The organism is Aeromonas sp. R6-1, from assembly GCF_040908165.1.
In the GTDB taxonomy this organism is placed as follows: domain Bacteria; phylum Pseudomonadota; class Gammaproteobacteria; order Enterobacterales; family Aeromonadaceae; genus Aeromonas; species Aeromonas caviae.
Window position 1 is genome coordinate 1 of record NZ_JBFODF010000027.1, and the last position, 18,707, is coordinate 18,707.

General features: G+C 65.5%; 17 protein-coding genes and 1 tRNA gene. 11 read left to right on the top strand and 7 right to left on the bottom strand.

What is annotated here, in order from left to right; translation table 11 throughout:
* Positions 1–158 precede the first annotated feature (158 nt).
* A tRNA-Asp gene (locus AB5Y68_RS08185) sits at positions 159–235 on the top strand.
* A 102-nt stretch (positions 236–337) separates the two neighbouring features.
* Here the strand turns inward: AB5Y68_RS08185 and AB5Y68_RS08190 are convergent.
* The gene (locus AB5Y68_RS08190) at positions 338–670 is read right to left on the bottom strand and encodes a cupin domain-containing protein (RefSeq protein WP_039040809.1); all 333 of its coding nucleotides are present in this window, start codon (positions 668–670) and stop codon (positions 338–340) included.
* A 206-nt stretch (positions 671–876) separates the two neighbouring features.
* Here AB5Y68_RS08190 and AB5Y68_RS08195 point away from each other — a divergent pair, with 206 nt between their 5' ends.
* The 4 genes from AB5Y68_RS08195 (at position 877) to dhaM (ending at position 4,891) form a co-directional block, all read left to right on the top strand.
* Positions 877–2,235, top strand: coding sequence for an NCS2 family permease (locus tag AB5Y68_RS08195; protein ID WP_010675944.1), 1,359 nt, complete (start codon positions 877–879; stop codon positions 2,233–2,235).
* A gap of 228 nt (positions 2,236–2,463) precedes the next feature.
* Positions 2,464–3,534, top strand: coding sequence for a dihydroxyacetone kinase subunit DhaK (dhaK, locus tag AB5Y68_RS08200; RefSeq protein WP_039040810.1), 1,071 nt, complete (start codon positions 2,464–2,466; stop codon positions 3,532–3,534).
* A gap of 9 nt (positions 3,535–3,543) precedes the next feature.
* Positions 3,544–4,173 carry a dihydroxyacetone kinase subunit DhaL gene (gene dhaL, locus AB5Y68_RS08205; protein ID WP_039040811.1) on the top strand — a complete coding sequence of 210 codons (630 nt, stop codon included), beginning with the start codon at positions 3,544–3,546 and terminating at the stop codon, positions 4,171–4,173.
* A gap of 1 nt (position 4,174) precedes the next feature.
* Positions 4,175–4,891: a dihydroxyacetone kinase phosphoryl donor subunit DhaM gene (dhaM, locus tag AB5Y68_RS08210; RefSeq protein ID WP_039040812.1), complete on the top strand. Its 717-nt coding sequence runs from the start codon at positions 4,175–4,177 to the stop codon at positions 4,889–4,891.
* Positions 4,892–4,951: 60 nt separating this feature from the next.
* Here dhaM and dhaR read toward each other — a convergent pair whose 3' ends face one another.
* The gene (gene dhaR, locus AB5Y68_RS08215; RefSeq protein ID WP_039040822.1) at positions 4,952–6,853 is read right to left on the bottom strand and encodes a dihydroxyacetone kinase operon transcriptional regulator DhaR; all 1,902 of its coding nucleotides are present in this window, start codon (positions 6,851–6,853) and stop codon (positions 4,952–4,954) included.
* Positions 6,854–6,925: 72 nt separating this feature from the next.
* Complete coding sequence (locus AB5Y68_RS08220) at positions 6,926–7,819, bottom strand: LysR family transcriptional regulator (RefSeq protein WP_039040813.1); 894 nt, start codon at positions 7,817–7,819, stop codon at positions 6,926–6,928.
* Positions 7,820–7,935: 116 nt separating this feature from the next.
* On the opposite strand from AB5Y68_RS08220, the gene AB5Y68_RS08225 reads away from it, so the two are divergent.
* From AB5Y68_RS08225 to AB5Y68_RS08240, 4 genes are all read left to right on the top strand, one after another.
* Entirely contained in the window at positions 7,936–8,988 is a 1,053-nt protein-coding gene (locus AB5Y68_RS08225) for an agmatine/peptidylarginine deiminase (protein WP_039040814.1), read from the top strand.
* A 132-nt stretch (positions 8,989–9,120) separates the two neighbouring features.
* Positions 9,121–10,020 carry an N-carbamoylputrescine amidase gene (aguB, locus tag AB5Y68_RS08230; protein ID WP_039040815.1) on the top strand — a complete coding sequence of 300 codons (900 nt, stop codon included), beginning with the start codon at positions 9,121–9,123 and terminating at the stop codon, positions 10,018–10,020.
* A complete protein-coding gene (locus AB5Y68_RS08235) occupies positions 10,017–11,114 on the top strand; it encodes an extracellular solute-binding protein (RefSeq protein WP_039040816.1) in 1,098 nt (365 codons plus the stop codon). Before aguB ends, AB5Y68_RS08235 begins: the two co-directional genes overlap by 4 nt.
* Positions 11,115–11,130: 16 nt before the next feature.
* A complete protein-coding gene (locus tag AB5Y68_RS08240) occupies positions 11,131–12,252 on the top strand; it encodes an agmatine/peptidylarginine deiminase (protein ID WP_039040817.1) in 1,122 nt (373 codons plus the stop codon).
* 90 nt (positions 12,253–12,342) lie between these two features.
* Here the strand turns inward: AB5Y68_RS08240 and AB5Y68_RS08245 are convergent, their stop codons facing one another.
* The 3 genes from AB5Y68_RS08245 to AB5Y68_RS08255 form a co-directional block, all read right to left on the bottom strand.
* Entirely contained in the window at positions 12,343–13,047 is a 705-nt protein-coding gene (locus AB5Y68_RS08245; RefSeq protein ID WP_039040818.1) for an SDR family oxidoreductase, read from the bottom strand.
* 366 nt (positions 13,048–13,413) lie between these two features.
* A complete protein-coding gene (gene ydiK, locus AB5Y68_RS08250) occupies positions 13,414–14,499 on the bottom strand; it encodes an AI-2E family transporter YdiK (protein WP_029314855.1) in 1,086 nt (361 codons plus the stop codon).
* A gap of 9 nt (positions 14,500–14,508) precedes the next feature.
* Positions 14,509–15,885, bottom strand: coding sequence for a bifunctional NUDIX hydrolase/phosphatase PAP2 family protein (locus AB5Y68_RS08255; RefSeq protein ID WP_039040819.1), 1,377 nt, complete (start codon positions 15,883–15,885; stop codon positions 14,509–14,511).
* 172 nt (positions 15,886–16,057) lie between these two features.
* Here AB5Y68_RS08255 and AB5Y68_RS08260 point away from each other — a divergent pair, with 172 nt between their 5' ends.
* On the top strand, positions 16,058–16,435 hold the full coding sequence (locus tag AB5Y68_RS08260) for a hypothetical protein (protein ID WP_010675931.1): 378 nt from the start codon (positions 16,058–16,060) through the stop codon (positions 16,433–16,435).
* 79 nt (positions 16,436–16,514) lie between these two features.
* Here the strand turns inward: AB5Y68_RS08260 and AB5Y68_RS08265 are convergent, their stop codons facing one another.
* Positions 16,515–17,885, bottom strand: a complete 1,371-nt coding sequence (locus AB5Y68_RS08265; RefSeq protein ID WP_039040820.1) for a hypothetical protein — start codon at positions 17,883–17,885, stop codon at positions 16,515–16,517.
* 219 nt (positions 17,886–18,104) lie between these two features.
* Here AB5Y68_RS08265 and AB5Y68_RS08270 point away from each other — a divergent pair, with 219 nt between their 5' ends.
* On the top strand, positions 18,105–18,422 hold the full coding sequence (locus AB5Y68_RS08270; RefSeq protein WP_039040821.1) for a DUF1496 domain-containing protein: 318 nt from the start codon (positions 18,105–18,107) through the stop codon (positions 18,420–18,422).
* The last annotated feature ends 285 nt before the right edge of the window (positions 18,423–18,707 follow it).

Below are 18,707 nucleotides of genomic sequence, written 5' to 3' on the forward strand. Positions count from 1 at the left end.
TGAAACGCTGTAGCGCCGATGGTAGTGTGGCATTCGCCATGCGAGAGTAGGACACTGCCAGGCACCCAATTAAACGGTGATGTGAAAGACATGACTGGCTGCGAGGATGACACCTCATAAAGAAGCGGCAAATGATTTAGCGAAAGCTAACCGAATGCGGAGCGGTAGTTCAGTCGGTTAGAATACCGGCCTGTCACGCCGGGGGTCGCGGGTTCGAGTCCCGTCCGCTCCGCCACTACTTAAGAAGCCCAGTCGAAAGACTGGGCTTTTTTTCGTCTCCACGGTCTCCTCTTCGATATTCGCAGCAGAAGCATTGCCTTCTTGAGCCGTGAGCTTGCTAGTAATAGACGCAGAGCCAGATGGTTGTCTCGGTCGGATGGGTCCACTCCACCCTGTGCTGAAGGTGCGCCGGGATGTTGATGTAATCCCCCGGCCCCAGATGGACGCGTTCCTGTACCCCGGTATCCGGTGTGATGAAGACCAGGATGGCCTCTCCCTGCACCAGCAATACCCATTCGTGTTCATCCTGATCGAACCACTCTCCGGTAGGGGTCTGCTGCCCCTGGGAGAGAATGCGCTCGATACGAACATTGTTGGTACTGACCAGATCCGCGAACACTTCACTGGGCAGGGGGGAGGGGATCTGGCCAAGCAGGTTGCTTGTGTGCATGGGCTTCTCTCCGGTAGATGGGAACGTGGCTAGCTAAGAGTGTAGAAGCTTGGGATGGGCCTCTCTCATGGAAAATGAGGCCTCCAACGAGCCCTTTTATGAAAAACTTCGGGGAAATGGAGGCTTATCCGCTGCAATCTCGCCAAATTCTTGCTATTTTGCGCGCCAGCAAGCAAACGATTTCCTTCACACTTTCAGGATGAACTATGGCAACGCAACAAACGACGGCCCGCGCCGGCAATGGCGGGTTTCTGGATTCCTATTTCTCCATCAGCCAGCGTGGCAGCACGGTGCGACAGGAGCTGCTGGCCGGGTTGACCACCTTCCTGGCGATGGTCTACAGCATCATCGTCGTGCCGAACATGCTGGGCGCAGCCGGTTTTGAGCAGGGCCCGGTGTTTGTGGCGACCTGTCTGATCGCCGCCTTCGGCTCCCTGCTGATGGGGCTCTGGGCCAAGCTGCCGATGGCCATCGGTTGTGCCATCTCTCTCACCGCCTTTACCGCCTTCAGCCTGGTGCTGGGTCAGGGGCTGAGCATTCCGGTTGCCCTTGGCGCCATCTTCCTGATGGGGGTGCTGTTCACCCTGATCAGCGTCACCGGCGTGCGCCAGTGGATCCTGGACAACCTCCCCTCCGGCATTGCCCACGGTACCGGCATCGGTATCGGCCTGTTCCTGCTGCTGATCGCCACCAACGGGGTCGGCATGGTGATCAAGAATGAAGGGGCTGGCCTGCCGGTGCAGCTCGGCGAGATCACCGCCTTCCCGGTCATCATGACGGTGCTGGGCCTGGCTGCCATCTTCGGCCTGGAGCGCCGCAAGGTGCCGGGCGGCATCCTGATGGTGATCATCGCCATCTCCATCCTCGGCCTCATCTTCGATCCGAAAGTGACCTGGCAGGGCTTCTTCGCCATGCCGAGCCTGAGTGGCGAGAATGGCTCCCTGGTGGGCAGCATGGATCTGCTGGGCGCCCTCAATCCGGTGGTGATTCCGACCGTGTTGGCGCTGGTGATGACCGCCGTGTTTGACGCCACCGGCACCATCCGTGCCGTGGCCGGTCAGGCTGGCCTCATCAACGAGCGTGGTCACATCATCAGCGGTGGCAAGGCCCTGACTGCGGACTCCGTCAGCAGCATGGTGGCGGGCGTGGTAGGTGGTGCTCCGGCAGCCGTCTACATCGAATCTGCCGCAGGGACCGCTGCCGGCGGCAAGACAGGTCTGACCGCCACCCTGGTCGGCGTGCTCTTCCTGCTGATGATCTTCCTCTCCCCGCTGAGCTATCTGGTACCGGCCTACGCCACCGCACCGGCCCTGATGTATGTGGGCCTGCTGATGCTGGGCAACGTCACCAAGCTGGACTTCAACGACTCGGTCGATGCCCTTTCCGGCATGCTGTGCGCCGTCTTCATCGTGCTCACCTGCAACATCGTCACCGGCATCATGCTGGGCTTCGTGGCCCTGGTGGTCGGCCGCCTGTTTGCCGCCGAGTGGAAGAAGCTCAACATCGGCACCGTCATCATCGCTGTGGCCCTGGTGATCTTCTACGCCGGTGGCTGGGCCATCTAATCCTCACGCTATCGAGAAGGGCCCTGCGGGGCCCTTTTTCATGGCTGTGAGGCGGCTAACACTTTCCCGGATCTTCCCCATCCGCTCGTTTCAGATTGAAACGTCAGGCTTCGTTTGTTGTTTCAGATCCGAACCGAAATCCCTGTCATTTTTATCCCCCTATGGCTCGCTAGACTGGCTGCATCAACCATCTGTCCACCCGTATGGTGGCAAGCCAAGGAGTGAGCCATGAAGAAGCTGATCAACGCTGTCGATGCCGTGGTCCGTGAACAACTGATGGGGATGGCTGCTGCCCACCCCGAGCTCAAGGTGCGAATCGAACCCCACTACATCACCCGCGCCGATTCCCCCGTGACGGGCAAGGTGGCGCTGGTCTCCGGTGGCGGCAGCGGCCACGAGCCCATGCACGGTGGCCTGGTGGGCAAAGGAATGCTGGATGGTGCCTGCCCCGGCGAGATCTTCACGTCCCCGACCCCGGATCAGATGTACGAGTGCGGTCAGGCCGTCGACGGCGGCGCCGGCGTGCTGTTTCTGGTGAAGAACTACACCGGCGACGTGCTCAACTTCGAGACGGCGGTCGAGCTGCTGCACGGTGACGGGGTCAAGGTGGGCTTCGCCCTCATCGATGACGACGTGGCGGTGAAGGACAGCCTCTACACCGCTGGCCGCCGTGGTGTTGCCACGACAGTGCTGTGCGAGAAGCTGGTCGGTGCCGCCGCCGAGGCGGGCTACGATCTGGCGCGCTGCGAGGCGCTGGCCCGTCGCATCAACAACCAGAGCCGCACCATAGGCGTGGCCATGCATGCCTGCACCGTCCCTGCTGCGGGCAAGCCCTCCTTCATCCTGGCTGACAACGAGGTGGAGTTCGGCGTCGGCATCCACGGCGAGCCGGGCATCGAACGCCGTCCCTTCACCGACCTCAACGCCCTGGTGGACGACATGTTCAAGGAGCTGACCGACAACAGCCCCTATGGCCGCACTCTGCGCCACTGGGACAGAGGCACCGGCAGCTGGCAGGAGGAGCACACCTTTATCGAGCCGCTCAATGGAGGTGACAGGGTCATCGTCCTGGTTAACAGCCTCGGCGGCACCCCCATCTCCGAGCTCTACGGCGTCTATGGCCGCCTCGCGGCCCTGTGCGAAGAGGCGGGCATCCACCTGGTGCGCAACCTCATCGGCCCCTACTGCACCTCCCTCGACATGACCGGCATCTCCATCACCCTGCTCAAGGTGGATGACGAGCTGATGACCCTGTGGGATGCCCCCGTTCACACCCCGGCCCTGCGGCGCGGCTGCTGAGGAATATTTATGTTAAGCAAACATCAGATCGTCAACTGGCTGCTCGACTGCGAGCACATCTTCACCGAGCAGCGTGACTACCTCACCGCGCTGGATACCGACATCGGCGACGGCGACCACGGCCTCAACATGCAGCGCGGCTTTGCCAAGGTGGCGGAGAAGCTGCCCGCGGTGGCGGACAAGGACATCGGCCAGGTGCTCAAAACCACCGGCATGACGTTGCTTTCCTCGGTCGGCGGCGCCAGCGGACCCCTCTACGGCACCTTCTTCATCCGGGCGGCGGCCAGCAGCGATGCCTGCCAGAGCCTGACCCTCGGCCAGCTCGGCAAGATGCTGAGCGACGGGGTGGAGGGGATCGTCTCCCGTGGCCGTGCCGAGCCGGGTGACAAGACCATGTGCGATGCCTGGTGGCCCGCTTTGGCCGCCCTGCAGCAGGCTGAACAACAGGGCCTGCCGCTCCCCGAGGCGCTGGACAAGGCGGTGGCTGCCGCCACAGCCGGCACCGAGGCCACCATCCAGATGCAGGCCCGCAAGGGGCGCGCCAGCTATCTTGGTGAGCGCAGCATCGGCCATCAGGATGCGGGGGCCACCTCGACCCTGCTGCTGCTGACCGCCCTGCGTGACAGAGCGAGGTTGTGACATGATCGGCATCGTAGTGGTCTCTCACAGCGCCATGCTTGCGGCCGGTTTGAAAGCCCTGGCCGATCAGCTCGGCAGCCCGGCGAAGCTGTTGCTGGCGGCCGGGGTCGATGACCCCGCCCATCCCATCGGCACCGACGCCATCGCCGTGATGAGTGCGATGGAAGAGGCGGATGACGGCAGCGGGGTGCTGGTGCTGATGGACTTGGGCAGCGCCCTCCTGAGCGCCGAGACCGCCCTCGAGCTGCTGCCCCCCGAGCTGAGCGCCCGGGTGCGGCTCAGCCCCGCCCCGCTGGTCGAGGGCACTCTGGCCGCCGTGGTGGCCGCTGGCGCAGGCCTGACGCTGGACGAGGTCGCCGCCGAGGCGCTTGGCGCCCTGGGCCCGAAACAGGGAATGCTGCCTGCCAGTGCGGCGCAGGCTACCACGGAGGCAGCCCCCGTTGCCGACGACGGCTGGCTGCGCTGCGAGGTGGTGGTGGAGAATCCCCACGGCCTGCATGTGCGCCCCGCCGCCCGACTGGTCGCGGCACTCAAGCCCTTTGCCGCTGAACTCAGGCTGCAAAAGGGGGACAAAGAGGCGAATCCCCGCAGCCTGAGCCGGCTCGCCATGCTCGATGTGCGCCAGGGGGACAGGCTCATCCTGCTGGCGCGAGGGGAGGATGCCGGGGCGGCGCTGAGCTGCTTCCAGCAACTGGCGCGGGATCGCTTCGGCGACTGAAACATTTCCCCATCCGGGCCCCGTCACGACGGGGCCCGCTTTTTTTGAGGGGCGTTCTGGTCAGTGGTGGTAGTCGGCGGGATCGATGTCGAGCAGTTTGAGTCGCCGCCAGAGGGTGGTGCGGCTGATCCCGAGCTGGCGCGCCATCTGGCTGACCTGGCCCTTGCTGGCACGGGCGGCCCGCAGGATTGCCTGATGCTCCAGCTCCGCCAGGGTGAGCAGCGGCTGTCCCACCACCTCGTCCGCCAGCAGGCAATGGCCCTGGCGGATGGCGGCCGGGAGCGCCCGGGGCGGGATCTGTGCCTCACTGCAATGCAGCAGGGCGTACTCGATGGCGCTGCGCAGCTCCCCCAGGTTGCCGGGCCAGGGGTAGGCCAGCAGGCAGTCGAGGGCGTCAGGGGTGAACTGGCGCCCCGGCTCGCCCCCCTGCACCGCCAGGTGCTGGCGGATGAGGCCAGGCAGATCGGCGCTGCGCTCCCGCAGGCTCGGCAGCCAGAGTTCGCACCCTTGCAGCGCATAGAGCAGCTGGCGCCCGAATCCCCCCTCCTGCACCCGCTGCTCCAGCGGGGCGCTGCTGGTCGCGATGATCCTCACCCTGAGGGGCAGGATGCGGGCGGAGTCGAAGCGCTGGATGCGCCCCGTCTTGAGCAGTTGCAGCAGGGCGGCCTGCATGGGGGCGGGCAGGCACTCCACCTGCTCCAGCACTAGCGTGCCACCGTGAGCCAGCTCGAACTTGCCGGCCCGCTCCTGCCCCGCCTCGTCGGACCCCATGAGTTCCAGCGCCATCCGCTCACTCGGCCATGCCTGGCAGTTGAAGATGACCAGGGGGCCGGCGGCTCGCTCGCTGCCAAAGTGGATGGCCTCCGCCAGTTGGGCCTTGCCCACCTCCTCCTCCCCCCGCAGCAGGACGGGGCCCTGTCCCCTGGCCGCCTGGCGGGCGTGGCGCAGCAGTTTGCGCATGGCGCTTGACTCTCCCACCAGGGCGGAGAGCTCGGGCACCGTCTGGCGCAGTTGATGAATGGCGCGCAATCGATCGGTGGGATGGAGCAGGACGATGAAGCTGACCCCGTCCGGCCCCGGCAGGGGCTTGAGGCTCACCAGGGCGTCGATGAAGGCCTCGCCCCGGGTCTCTCGCCGCTCCAGCGTCACCTCCACATGGCTCAGGGGGGTCATCTCCGCGATGGCCAGACGCAGGCGCTGGGGCATCAGCAGATGGTGATCGAGGGGCTGGCCCAGGCAGACAGCCGGGTCGAGTTGCAGCCGACTGGCCGCCAGGGCGTTGAGGTAGCGCAGCCGCCCCTGGGGATCCCAGGCCAGCACGCCGTCTTCCATGCCATCCAGCAGGGCATAGAGCTCGCTCAAGTGGTGCTGGGACTCCTGCATCAAGCGCTCCATCTGCAGCAGATTGGCCAGCTCACGGCCGGCGCTGACGGTGAGCGCGAGATCCCCCGGCGCGGCCTCTTCCACCCGGCAGATCAGGGCCACGATCGCCACCTGGCGACCGGTGCTGTTGTAGACGGGGCTGGCACAGCAGTGCCAGGGGTGCAGACGCTGGTTGAAGTGCTGGGGGCCGCTGACGCAGAGCGGCACCCCCTCCAGGGCCGCCAGGTTGACGGCATTGGTGCCGATGCGTCCCTCGCTGAAAAACGCGCCTGGGCCAAAACCGAGTGCCGCCAGCGCCTGCAGGGTATCGGGGTGGCCGGTCCGGGCCAGCAGGCAACCGCTCTCGTCGGTGAGCAGCAGGGCGCAGGGGCGCCCCTCCATGAACTCGTAGAGATCCTCCAGCGCCATCTCGCCGGTAGTGAGCAGGTCCCGTTTGCGCTGGCGCAGGCTCTCCAGGGTCTGCCCTCTGGCACAGTGGGGAGGATGCCAGAGGGACGCGCTGGTCTGGTGGGCACAGCGCAGCCAGGAGGCCTGCAGGTGCTCGGGCCAGGACGAGAGGGGCTGGGGGACGGATGGCATGGTCACGGCGATATCCGGCAAAAGGGAAGGGGCCATTTAATCACCCTTGCCGCCCCGATTCAGTGACCGCTCTCAGAGTGTCGCGTCCTGGTCCCGGGTGGCAGCCTCTGCGGCAAACTGCTGCTGGAGCCATTGGCTCACCGCCCGGCACTGGGGGCTGGCTTCGCTCTCCTGATGGATCAGCATGTTCCAGTTCGGCCCGGCCACCCGGTGGGACGAGAGGGGCAGCAGCCACCCCTGTCGGCGTGCGTCGCGAGAGAGCAGCTCGCTCGCCAGCGCCACCCCGAGCCCGGCGCTGGCCGCATCCTGCAACAAGCCGGGATCGGAGAAGTTGAGCCCCTGGGTCTGCAGGTGCAGATCGTCGCCGCCCTTGAGGGTCCAGTGGTGCCAGTCCATCTCCCGCTCCCCGTGCAGGGTGGTGCGCTCCTGCGCGGGCTGTGCCAGCACGGCCGGGCTCGCCACCGGCAGCAGCCGATCCGCCAGCAGCGGCTGATGGCGGCATTCCGCCTGGGGAGCCAGCCCCCAGCGCAGCGAAATGTCGATGGTCTGCTCGGCCATGTTCGGCGTGTCGTCGCTGGTGAACAGCCAGAGATCGATGCCCGGATGCTGGGTGTGAAGGTCGGCCAGCCGGGGCAGCAGCCAGAGGCGGGCGATGGCGGTACTGGTGTTGAGCACCAGCTGGTTCGGCTTGCGGTACTGCTCGAGGCGCTGTATTCCCACCGCCAGTTGCAGCAGCACCTGCTGGGTCGTCTCCAGCAGATCCTGGCCCGCGTCGGTCAGGGCGACGGAACGTCCCTGGCGGTGAAACAGAGGCTGGCCAAGCAGCTCCTCCAGCGAGCGGATCTGCTGACTGATGGCAGACTGGGTGAGGTGCAGCTCCTGGGCCGCCTGATGAAAGCTGCCGAGCCTGGCCGCCGCCTCGAAGCCGCGCAGCACGTTGAGAGGGGGCCAGTGTTTGAACATCATTGATTAGCTCCACTTATCACTTTTATCGAAAATCGATCGTTTGTTACCCATCAGCGGGGAGAATAGTCTATTCCCATCGTCAATAACCTTAATAGTACCTAATCAGAGAGGCTGAGATGCGCGAGCAGGGAATGAGGGCTGTGGGCTGGTTCATGCCAGCGGAGTGGTGCCGGCACGCGGCGACCTGGATGGTCTGGCCGCACAACAAGGCGCTGTGGGAAAACGGCTGGGGCGTAACCCTGCCCCAGGTCCAGCAGGACTTCGCCCGGGTGGTCAATGCCATCGCCCGCTTCGAACCGGTGAACCTGGTGGTGGATCCCGCCGCACAGGTCGAGGCTCGCGCCCTGTGCGGCGACGGGGTGCGCTTCATACCCCTGCCGGTGGATGACAGCTGGTGCCGTGACTCCGGCCCCACCTTCATCTGCCATCCCGAGCTTGGCACCGCCGGGATCAGCTGGCGTTTCAACGCCTGGGGCGGCAAGTCGGCCCACGGTCTGGACGAGGGGCTGGCGCGGCGCGTTCTCAACAGCCTGGAGCTGGAGTGCATCGGCAGCTTCCTCGCCAACGAAGGGGGCGCCATCCATGTGGATGGGGAGGGCACCCTGATCACCACGGAGTCGGTGCTGCTCAACAGCAACCGCAACCCCGGCATGACCAAAGTGGAGATCGAACGGATCTTCAGCCGCCTGCTCGGCATCGAGAAGACTATCTGGCTGCCGGGGGATCCGGACCACGTCACCGGCGACATGACGGACGGTCATGTGGACGGGGTCTGCGCCTTCAGCCGCCCCGGCCACCTGCTGGTGGACGCCACCCTGGACGGGCACTCCACCTATGGCCGCGTGGTGCGGGAGAACCGCCGAGCCCTGGCCCTGGTCACCGATGCGAGAGGTCGCTCCTTCGAGTGCCTCGAGCTGTTCGAGGCGAGCGAGGCGGTGGACGCCGAGGCGGAGGTGTTCTGCGCCTCCTACACCAACTTCTACCTCGCCAACGGCGCCATCATCATGCCCGCCTACGGCGTAGGCGCGGACGAGGCGGCGGGGGAGGTGCTGAGGCGCGCCTTCCCGAACAGGCAGCTGGTGCCGGTGCGCATCAACCAGTTGGCCCACGGCGGGGGCGGCATTCACTGCATCACCCAGCAGCAGCCGGCCTGGCCGGTGCAGGGGTAAGCGTTTGGAGCGGCCTCGTCAGGCGTCTGCGAGGCCTCATGACGGGATCAGGGAGGAGAGATTCATGAACAAGGTCGTCGCAACCATGCAGTTTGCCTGTCAGCGGGAACGCGTGTCAGGGAGGGTATCCGGATGAGCAAGATCGTTGTCGCCACCACACAATTCGCTTGCAGCTGGGAGCTGGAGCGCAATCTGGACACAGCGGAGAGCCTGGTACGGGACGCCGCCGCCAGGGGGGCCAACCTGGTGCTGTTGCAGGAGCTCTTCGCCACCCCCTATTTCTGCATCGAGCAATACCACGGCCATCTGGCGCTGGCGGAGTCGTTCGAGCAGAGCCGGGTGCTGCGCCGCTTCTCGGCCCTGGCGCGGGAGCTGGGGGTGGTGTTGCCCATCAGCTGGTTCGAGCGTGCGGGCAACGCCTACTTCAACTCCCTGGCGATGGCGGATGCGGATGGTCGCCTGCTCGGGGTCTATCGCAAGACCCATATCCCGAACGCCATCGGCTATCAGGAGAAGGAGTATTTCAGCCCGGGGGATACGGGGTTTCGGGTCTGGGACACGGCCGCTGGCCGCATCGGGGTCGGCATCTGCTGGGATCAGTGGTTCCCGGAGGCGGCCCGCGCCATGGCGCTGCAGGGGGCCGAGCTGCTGCTCTATCCCACCGCCATCGGCTCGGAGCCGGGGGCAGAGGGGCTCGATTCCCGGGATCACTGGCAGCTGACCCAGCGCGGCCACGCCGCCGCCAACATCATGCCGGTGATCGCCGCCAACCGCATCGGACGCGAGGTGGCGACCCGGGATCCCGCGTTGCAGATGCGCTTCTATGGCTCCTCCTTCATCACGGATCACAAGGGGGCTCTGCTGGCCGAGGCGGACAGGGATACCCCGGGCGTGCTGGTGCGGGAGCTGGATCTCGCCGCCATGGCCGAGGAGCGGCTGACCTGGGGCATCTATCGAGATCGCCGCCCCGAGATGTATGGCGCCTTGCTGAGCCTGGATGGGCAGGGCCAGCGGGGAGGGCGTCCATCATGAGTGCCTTGACCAAGATAGCCATGGGGCTGGCCCTGCTGCTGAGCGTCGGGGTTCAGGCCGATGAGACGCAGGAAGAGAAGGTGCTGCGCCTCTACAACTGGTCCGATTATTTCGCCCCCGATACCCTGAGCGAATTCACCCGGGAGACCGGGATCCGGGTCATCTACGACGTGATGGACAGCAGCGAGACCCTGGAGGCCAAGCTGATGGCGGGTCGCAGCGGGTATGACCTCATCTTCCCGGGGGACACGGTGGCGGAGCGGCTGATGCGGGCGGGCAGCCTGCAGCCCCTCGACAAGGGCAAGCTGCAACACCTGGGGGACATAGACCCCGGCCTGGCGCGGTTGCAGCAGGCCTATCCCCATGCGAAGGAGGCCGTGGTGCCCTACACCTGGGGCACCATAGGGCTCACCTACAATGCGGACGCTATCAAGCAGCGGATGCCGGATGCCCCGGTCAGCAGCCTGGACATGCTGTTCAAGCCCGAGCTGGCGGCGAAATTTGCAGATTGCGGCATCTCGGTCATCGACTCCCCGGACGAGGTGCTGGCGGTGGTGCTGCACTATCTTGGGCGGGATCCCCGCAGCGGCAAGGCGGACGATCTGGAGGCGGCCCTGGCCCTGCTCAAGGGGATCAAGCCCTATATCCGCAAGTTCCAGTCCCAGCCGGTGACTCAGCTGGTGAACGGGGATCTCTGCCTCTCCCTGGGCTACAGCGGCGACATGACCCAGGCCAGGCGCGCCGCCGCCGAGGCGGGCAAGGGGGTCGACTTCGAATACCGATTGCCGAAGGAGGGGAGCACCATCTGGATGGACACCATGGCGATCCCGGCGGATGCCCCCCATCCTGACTATGCCTATGCCTTTATCAACTTCGTGATGCGCCCGGCCAACATGGCGGCCATCACCAACAGCACCGGTTATCCGACTGCCAGTGCCAAGGCCAGACCCATGGTGGATGCCACCATGACGGCCAACCCGGATATCTACCTGGACGAGGCCAGCTACCAGCGGCTCATTCCGGGTCAGGATATAGCACAATCCCAGATGCGTGCCCGCATGCGAGCCTGGACTCGCTTCAAGAGCAGCCTCTGAACCCAGGAGTAGAACGATGTTTTCCCGACGCCACGTATTGAAACAACTGGTCGCCCTCGGCGCCATTGCTGGGTTTGGCAGCCTGCCCGGTGCCCGCGCGGCCTTCGCCGCCGGCGAGACCAGTGCCGCCGGCCGCTACCACATGCCGGAGGAGTCCTCCCCCCAGGCCCTGGTGTGGGTGGCCTTCGGGGCCACCAGCGAGATCTGGGGTCGCCACTACAAGGAGGTGCAGGCCACCATAGGGCGGCTGGTGCAGGCCATGGTGCCCTACACCCGGGTCAACGTGCTCTGCCACGAGGATGACGAGGCGCTGGCGCGCCAGTTATGCGGCGAGCGCAACACCCACTTCGTCCACGCCGAGATGGATGACATCTGGCTGCGGGATACCGGCGGCGTCTTCGTGCAGGACGAGCAGGGAGGGCTCGGGCTGGTGGACTTCAACTTCAACGGCTGGGGTGACAAGCAGGAGCACAGCCATGACGCCAGGGTCGCCGCCCTGGTGGGCCGGCAGACCGATGCCTATTACCTGCAGAGCGAGCTCATCGGTGAGGGGGGCGGCATCGAGGTGGATGGCAACGGCACCGCCATCATGACCGAGAGCAGCTGGATCAACAGCAACCGCAACCCCGGCCTCACCAAGGCGCAGGTGGAGGCGGAGCTCAAGGCCAACCTGGGGCTGCGCAAGATCATCTGGCTGCCGGGGATCAAGGGCCGCGACATCACGGATGCCCACGTGGACTTCTACGCCCGCTTCGTGCGCCCCGGGGTGGTGGTGATCAACATGGACAACGATCCCGACTCCTACGACTACAAGGTGACCCGCCAGCACCTCGCCATCCTGCAGCAGGCGACGGACGCCGACGGCAACAAGCTGGAGCTGCATCAGCTGCCGCCGCCCCTGGGCGGGCGGGACAACAAGTTCAGCCGCAGCCCGGACTTTGCCGCCGGTTACATCAACTACCTGCCCATCAACGGCGCCGTCATCGCTCCCCAGTTCGGGGATGCCAGGGCCGACCGCCATTGCCGGGATCTGCTGGCCAGCCTCTATCCGGGGCGCAAGATAGTGCAGATAGACATAGACCCGGTGGCGGCCGGGGGCGGCGGCATCCACTGCATCACCCTCCATCAACCTGCCTGATCTTACGCGCAGGCCGCCTCTGGCGGTGTGACGCAGAACAAGGGGCGCCTCGGCGCCCCTTGTTCTTGCTGGCGTTCCATGGCGCCTCGCTCAGATCCCCGTCATGCCGATCTCGTCGAGCTGCACGTGGGCCGGTTGGCGCAGGGTGTAGAGCACGGCCTCGGCCAGATCCTCCACCTGCAGCCAGCCGGGCTTGCGATCAGCGGCGCAAGCCGGGGGCGGCACCTGCACCAGGCCTGGGCAGAGGGTGTGGACCCGGATGCCCTGGTGCTGCACCTCTTCCCGCAGTGCCCGGGCGAACCCCAGCACCGCAAACTTGGCGGCGCAGTAGACGCCGGCCCTGGCATAGCCGTGCCTGGCGGCCTGGGAGGCGATGTTGATGACGGTGCCGTGGCGGTTTGCCAGCATGTCCGGCAGGCAGGCCCGGGTCAGCAGGAAGGTGCCCTTGGCACAGGTATCCATCACCCTGTCCCACTCCGATTCCGGCAGGTCCTGCACCAGGTGGTCGCTGCCGACCCCGCTGTTGTTGATCAGCAGATCGACGGGGCCGAGCCGCTCCCGGATCCGGGCATGGCCGTCCCGCACCTGATCGCCGTCGCACACATCCAGCGCCAGTGCCATGACTCGCACTCCGTATCGCGCCTCCAGTCTGGCCGCTTCCTGCTCCAGCAGCCCCAGACGGCGGGAAGCGAGGATCAGCTCCACCCCCTGGCTGGCCAGGGCCTCGGCGATGGCCAGTCCGATGCCGCTGGCGCCGCCGCTGATGAGGGCCCGTGTTGCTCTCAGTTCGTTCATCTTGTCTTCTCCTCCAATGGTGCAGGTATTGTGGCGGGCGCCTTCGGCAGGGAACAGGGGAGGGGAAGGAGTGACTCGAACCCTGGTTCGTGTTTTGGCGTTCCGGTTCGAACTTTGGTTCTAAACGCCGCGACCGGCCGTCGGCTCGATTAGCCATAAGGGGTAATCGGACGTTCGCGTAAATCAATTCTCCCGCTATAACAGCCATCCATATTTCCCTGCTGACGGATGCCGCTGATTCATGGACACACCGGACAGCGGCATCTCGATCGTCCGATTACGCTTCGCTAATCGAACCTGCATGGGACGGTAATAAACAAAAGAGCCGCCCTGGGGCGGCTCTTTGCATCGGGGATGAATGAATCATCACGGCGCCTTGGGCGGCTCCACCAGAGCGCTCGCCGGTTGGTCATCTTCCTTGATCCAGGCATCCAGCAGGGTGTAACCCACCGCCAGCACCACGGGGCCGATGAAGAGACCGATGATCCCCATGGCCAGCAGGCCGCCGATGACCCCCACCAGAATGAGGATCAGCGGCAGGTCGGCCCCGCGCTTGATGAGGAAGGGGCGCAGGAAGTTGTCCATGGTGCCCGCCAGCAGGGACCAGACCAGCAGGAAGGTGCCCCAGGTGGTGTCCCCGCTCCAGTAGAGGTAGCCGACGCTGGCCAGCAGCACCGGGAAGGGGCCTATCTGGGCGACGATCAGCAGGAACATCAGCACCACCAGCACCATGACATAGGGAATGCCGGCGATGAGCAGGCCCAGGCCCGCCACCGAGGATTGCACCAGGGCGGTCACCACCACCCCCATGGCGACGGCGCGGATGGCCTGGGAGGCGAGCACCACCGCATTGTCACCGCGCTGGCCCGCCAGACGGTGGGCGAAGCGGCGAATGCCTTCTGCCGCCTTCTCTCCCGAGTGGTAGAGCAGGCCGCAGATGGCCACGGTCAGCAGGAAGTGGACGAACAGCAGGCCGAGGTTGCCCGCCTGGGCCGCCAGCCAGCGGGCGGTCTGGCCGAAGTAGGGGGCCAGCTTGGTGAACAGCACCTGGCCGCCGCTCGCGAGGATCTGCTGCCAGAACTCATAGAGCTTGTCGCCCACCAGGGGCACTTGCTGCAACCAGAGCAGCTCGGGGGGCGGGGATTGGCTGAGCTCGGTGCCCAGCTCGATGAGCATGGGGGCCTTCTCCGCCACGTTGGCCAGCGTCATGAAGAGGGGAATGACGAAGATGAGCAGCAAGATGCTGGTCATCAGCAAGGCCGCCAGGGTGCGCTTGCCCCACAGCAGGCGCTGGGCCATCTGCATCAGGGGCCAGGTGGCGATGGTGATCATGGTCGACCACACCAGGGCGGGCAGGAAGGGGCGCAAGACCATGAAGCACGAGATGATGAGCAGGCTGAGGAACAGCAAGCCCAGGGTGATCTTGGCCAAATCCACTTTTTTCATATTCATGGCATTCCCTTAACGAGGGGTTGAGCGCCCGGTTCGGGCACCGTGACGGATAGCGGACAACGACCACCAGAGCCCGGCGCTGAGCCAGAACCCCAGGCAGCCAAAGAGCCACCCTTGTCCCGCGAGGATCAGCAGAGAGCTGCTGGTGAGCGCGGGCACCAGGAACAGGAGCCCTGCCACGACCAGCCCCCCTGCCAGGGTCAGCAGCGCGGCGGGCAGGGCGGGGGTGGGGCTCCGTTCGAGTGATAGCAGATTACCCGATACCAGCCCCAGGGTGAACATGGCAAGCCCGGCCAGGGCGGTGGACTGGGTGAGCCAGGCCGAGAGGGCGCTGGCGATGAGCAGCCCGGCCCAGGGGAGCGGGCGTGCCGCCAGCTTCGCCAGCGGGGCGCGCAGTGCCAGCAGCAGGGCCCCCAGGGCAAGGCCGGCCACCACATCCGAGAGGAAGTGGACCCCCAGCCAGACCCGGGCCAGCCCGGCCACGCCGGCCAGCAACAGGGCCAGCAGGGCCCCCTGCCAAACCCACAGCGCCGGCAGCCAGCCAAGCAGCAGGCCCCAGTAGAGCAGGGTCGAGGCGGCGTGGCCGCTCGGCATGCCGAAGCCCTGGGCACTCTGGCGGGCCAGCTCGGGTTGCAGGTGGAAGGGCCTGGGCCAGCCGATGCCCGCCTTGAGCAGGTTCACCACCAGGGTGAGCAGCACCATGGCAAACAGCAGGTGGCGCAGCCTGGACCAGCCGAGCAGGGGCAGCAGCAAGGGCAGCAGCGCCAGCTGGAAGGGGGCCGAGCCCAGCAGATTGCCCGCCCTTGGCCAGAGCGCATCCGGCCCGAGCCATTGTTGCAGGCGCTGGATCAGCGGCAACTCGGCGCGGTGCAGCGCACTGGCCGCGTCGCTGAAATCCGTCACCCACAGCACCCGGCTCTCGGGCACCTCGGCCAGCCTCGGGGCTATCCAGTCGAGCTGCGCCGGGAAGCGACGCTGGTCAGGGGGCAGGTCGGCGGCCGCGATCAGCCTGGCGTTCAGGATCTCGCCACCGAGATCCGGGGCCTGGAGCAAGGAGACAAACCCCGTCCCTCGCTGGACCCGCAGGGGCTCCAGGGTCTGGCAGGCGAACACCCTGGCCCGTTGCCAGCGCCCCAGCTCGCCGGTGACGCGACCCTGCAGGCCGGTCTCCTCGAACAGCTCGCGCAGGGCCGCCTGCTCCGGGGTCTCCCCCCTGTCGATGTAGCCGCCGCTCAGGCTGTAGCGCGAGGAGAGCCTGTCCTGCACCAGCAGGATCCCTTGCTGGTGGCGGATCACGCAGGCGGCCGCAGAGGGAGGGGATTCGGCGTGGGAGGCGGGCAGGGCACCGCCCAGCAACAGCAGCAGGCAGAAGACGACTCGAAACATGATGACACCCAGGGGCAAGGAGTGGGGACAAGGGTCACAGAAATCAGACGGCCGGGCAATGGCTTGCAGGGGGCACCGACCCTGTGGGGGACGCAAGGATTGCCGTCTGCGCGGGCAGTCCCTAGTATTGGCGGCTATTGTTCTTCTCATTCACTACATTGTGGGGCTCTTCATGCGACAGTTCGGTTTCTTTCTGGGGATTGCCATCGGCGTCATCCTGATACTGTTTGGCAGCATCGTCATCTTCCAGGCCCTGCCTGCGGCGCTGGACGTGCTGGAGATGCCGAGCCGGATCCCCTTCGTGCGCGAGGTGTACACCTGGCTGATGAGCAGCGCCAACGGGCTCACCGCCCAGCTGGAGCAGAACTTCCTGGAGGCCTTCCAGACGGTGCTCAAGCTGATCCTGCTCATCACCTTCATGTGGGTCTGTGTCAAGCTGGTCAACATGGGGGTGCTGATCATCCGGGCCGGCGTCGACCTTATCCGCACCGCCATCGAGCACAGCGAAGAGAAGGGTGCCAAGCCCACCGAGCAGGACCGCCATTTCTGATCTTCCCCTGCTACGGGTCAGATAAACAACAGGCCATCATGTGATGGCCTGTTTTTATGGTGGCATGACGCTTAAAAAGTCAGTTAAGCAGTTTTTCCAGCTCCGCTTCGGCATCCGCCCTGGCCTGATCGCTCAGGGTGCCGGAGGTCGCTTCCCGCTTCTCGCCCTGTTGCTGCACCGCCTTTTCGGCTTGCTGCTGCGCACTGGTCGCGGCACTGATGGCGGCGGCGCTGCTGGCGGCCTGCTTGGCGCTGTCGCTCACTGCCTTGGCGGTTTGCTGCTGCGTACTGGTCGCGGCACTGATGGTTGCGGCGCTGCTGACGGCCTGCTTGGCGGTGTCGCTCACCGCCTTTTCGGCTTGCTGCTGTGCACTGGTCGCGGCACTGATGGTCGCTGCGCTGCTGACGGCCTGCTTGGCGCTGTCGCTCACCGCCTTGGTCGCTTGCTGCTGCGCCGTGGTTGCGGCACTGCTGATGGCCTGTTTGGCGCTGTCGCTCACCGCCTTGGCGGCTTGTTGCTGCACTGTGGTCGCGGCACTGATGGTCGCTGCGCTGCTGGCGGCCTGCTTGGTGGTGTCGCTCACCGCCTTGGCCGCTTGCTGCTGCGCTGTGGTGGCGGCACTGATGGTTGCTGCGCTGCTGGCGGCCTGCTTGGCGCTGTCGCTCACCGCCTTTTCGGCTTGCTGCTGCACTGTGGTGGCGGCACTGATGGTCGCTGCGCTGCTGGCAGCCTGCTGGGCGCTGTCGTTCACCGCCTTGGTGGCTTGCTGCTGCGCCGTGGTGGCGGCACTGCTGGCAGCTTGCTTGGCGCTGTCGCTCGCCGCCTTGGTGGCTTGTTGCTGCGCCGTGGTGGCGGCACTGCCGATCACCTGTCTGGTGGAGTCGGACAGGGCCTTGCTGGCGCTCTGTTGCAGGCCCCCCATCATGGTGCCCAGCAGAGAACTGCCAGCGCCCGTGAGCCCCTGACCGGCACCGGTCAGGGCCGTGGCGGCCGGGGTGGCCTGGGACTGCCAGCCCTGCATGGCGCTGGGCCAGGTCGGGGTGGCGGCCGTCAGGTTTTCCCCGAAGACCTGGGTCGCCCCGTCACCTTTTTGCACCATGACGGCGAGCTGGTTGGTGTCGGCGTTCCAGACCATGCCGGCCTGCTTGGCTACGTCCGGCACGGGGGCGTAGCGGGAGACCACGTAAAAGAGCGGCCCCTCCTGTTGCAGCTCGTCGGCGGTCTTGAGCAGCTGCATGGTGCTCTCGTAGTTGGGCCCCAGCATGGCGGTCATTCTGTCCTTGATCAGCGGCTGCTCGAACAGGTTGGCCTCGTTCGGATCGAAACCGACCAGCGGCTTGAGCAGGGCCCACATCAGCTGGCTGGTGGGGCTCATCATCAGCAGGGGGGCGACACAGGCGGACAACATCAGGCTCAGGCAGGCAGCCTTGAGCAACGGCATGATACGCATTGACAACATATCCAGTTAATTATCTGATTATTAAGGGTTATTCATTACCGCATCCCGGCTATGCCGGTGGGGGCCCACGGCAGCGCCCTGACAGGCTTTTGCGGGCGCAGGCAGGCTATCATATTGCTTCCGGAATGCCAGATGAGCCGACATTTATTGGTCAAGTCGAGGGCTCTGCTGGTCGCTCTACACTTTCACACCCCCGTGACAGGAATTCCCATGATCCGTTGTGCAGGTTGTCTGCTGGCCCTTGGCTGGCTCTTCCCCGCGTTGGCCGCCCCGGCGTCCAACACCCTCAGCCACTCGGTGGGCACCGAGCTGGTGCTGCCCCTTGGTTCGCTGCCCGAGCGGGTGTGCTGGTATCAGGATCAGAAATACTCCCAGGGGGCCCGCATCCAGCAGGGGGAGCTCTGGCTGGAGTGCGCGCCGCAACAGGCGATGGAGACCAATGGTCCCCTGATCTGGCGAGAGGTGACGACGCCGTCACAGAGTGGTGAACCGGAGGGCAACCAGCGGACGATCCGGGTGGGCCAGTGAGCCTTTTCTTGATCCAGCTACAGACACGGGCGTGATCTCTATCGCATAATGCGGCTCTTTCTTCTCTTGACTGGGATCTAAGCAATGGCTCGTCGCTCTTCCAATGCACAACGTCGTCGCAGCAGCTGGTGGTACAAACGCTTGTTGGCAAGGGAGCGGGAAGAGCGCGAAGCGCGTTCCGTCCGGGATTGATACCGCATTGAACAACGGAGCCTCGGGCTCCGTTTTTATGGGTGACTAAACGTGCATTACTGCAGGCAGGTTTATTACCACAGGTGGATAATG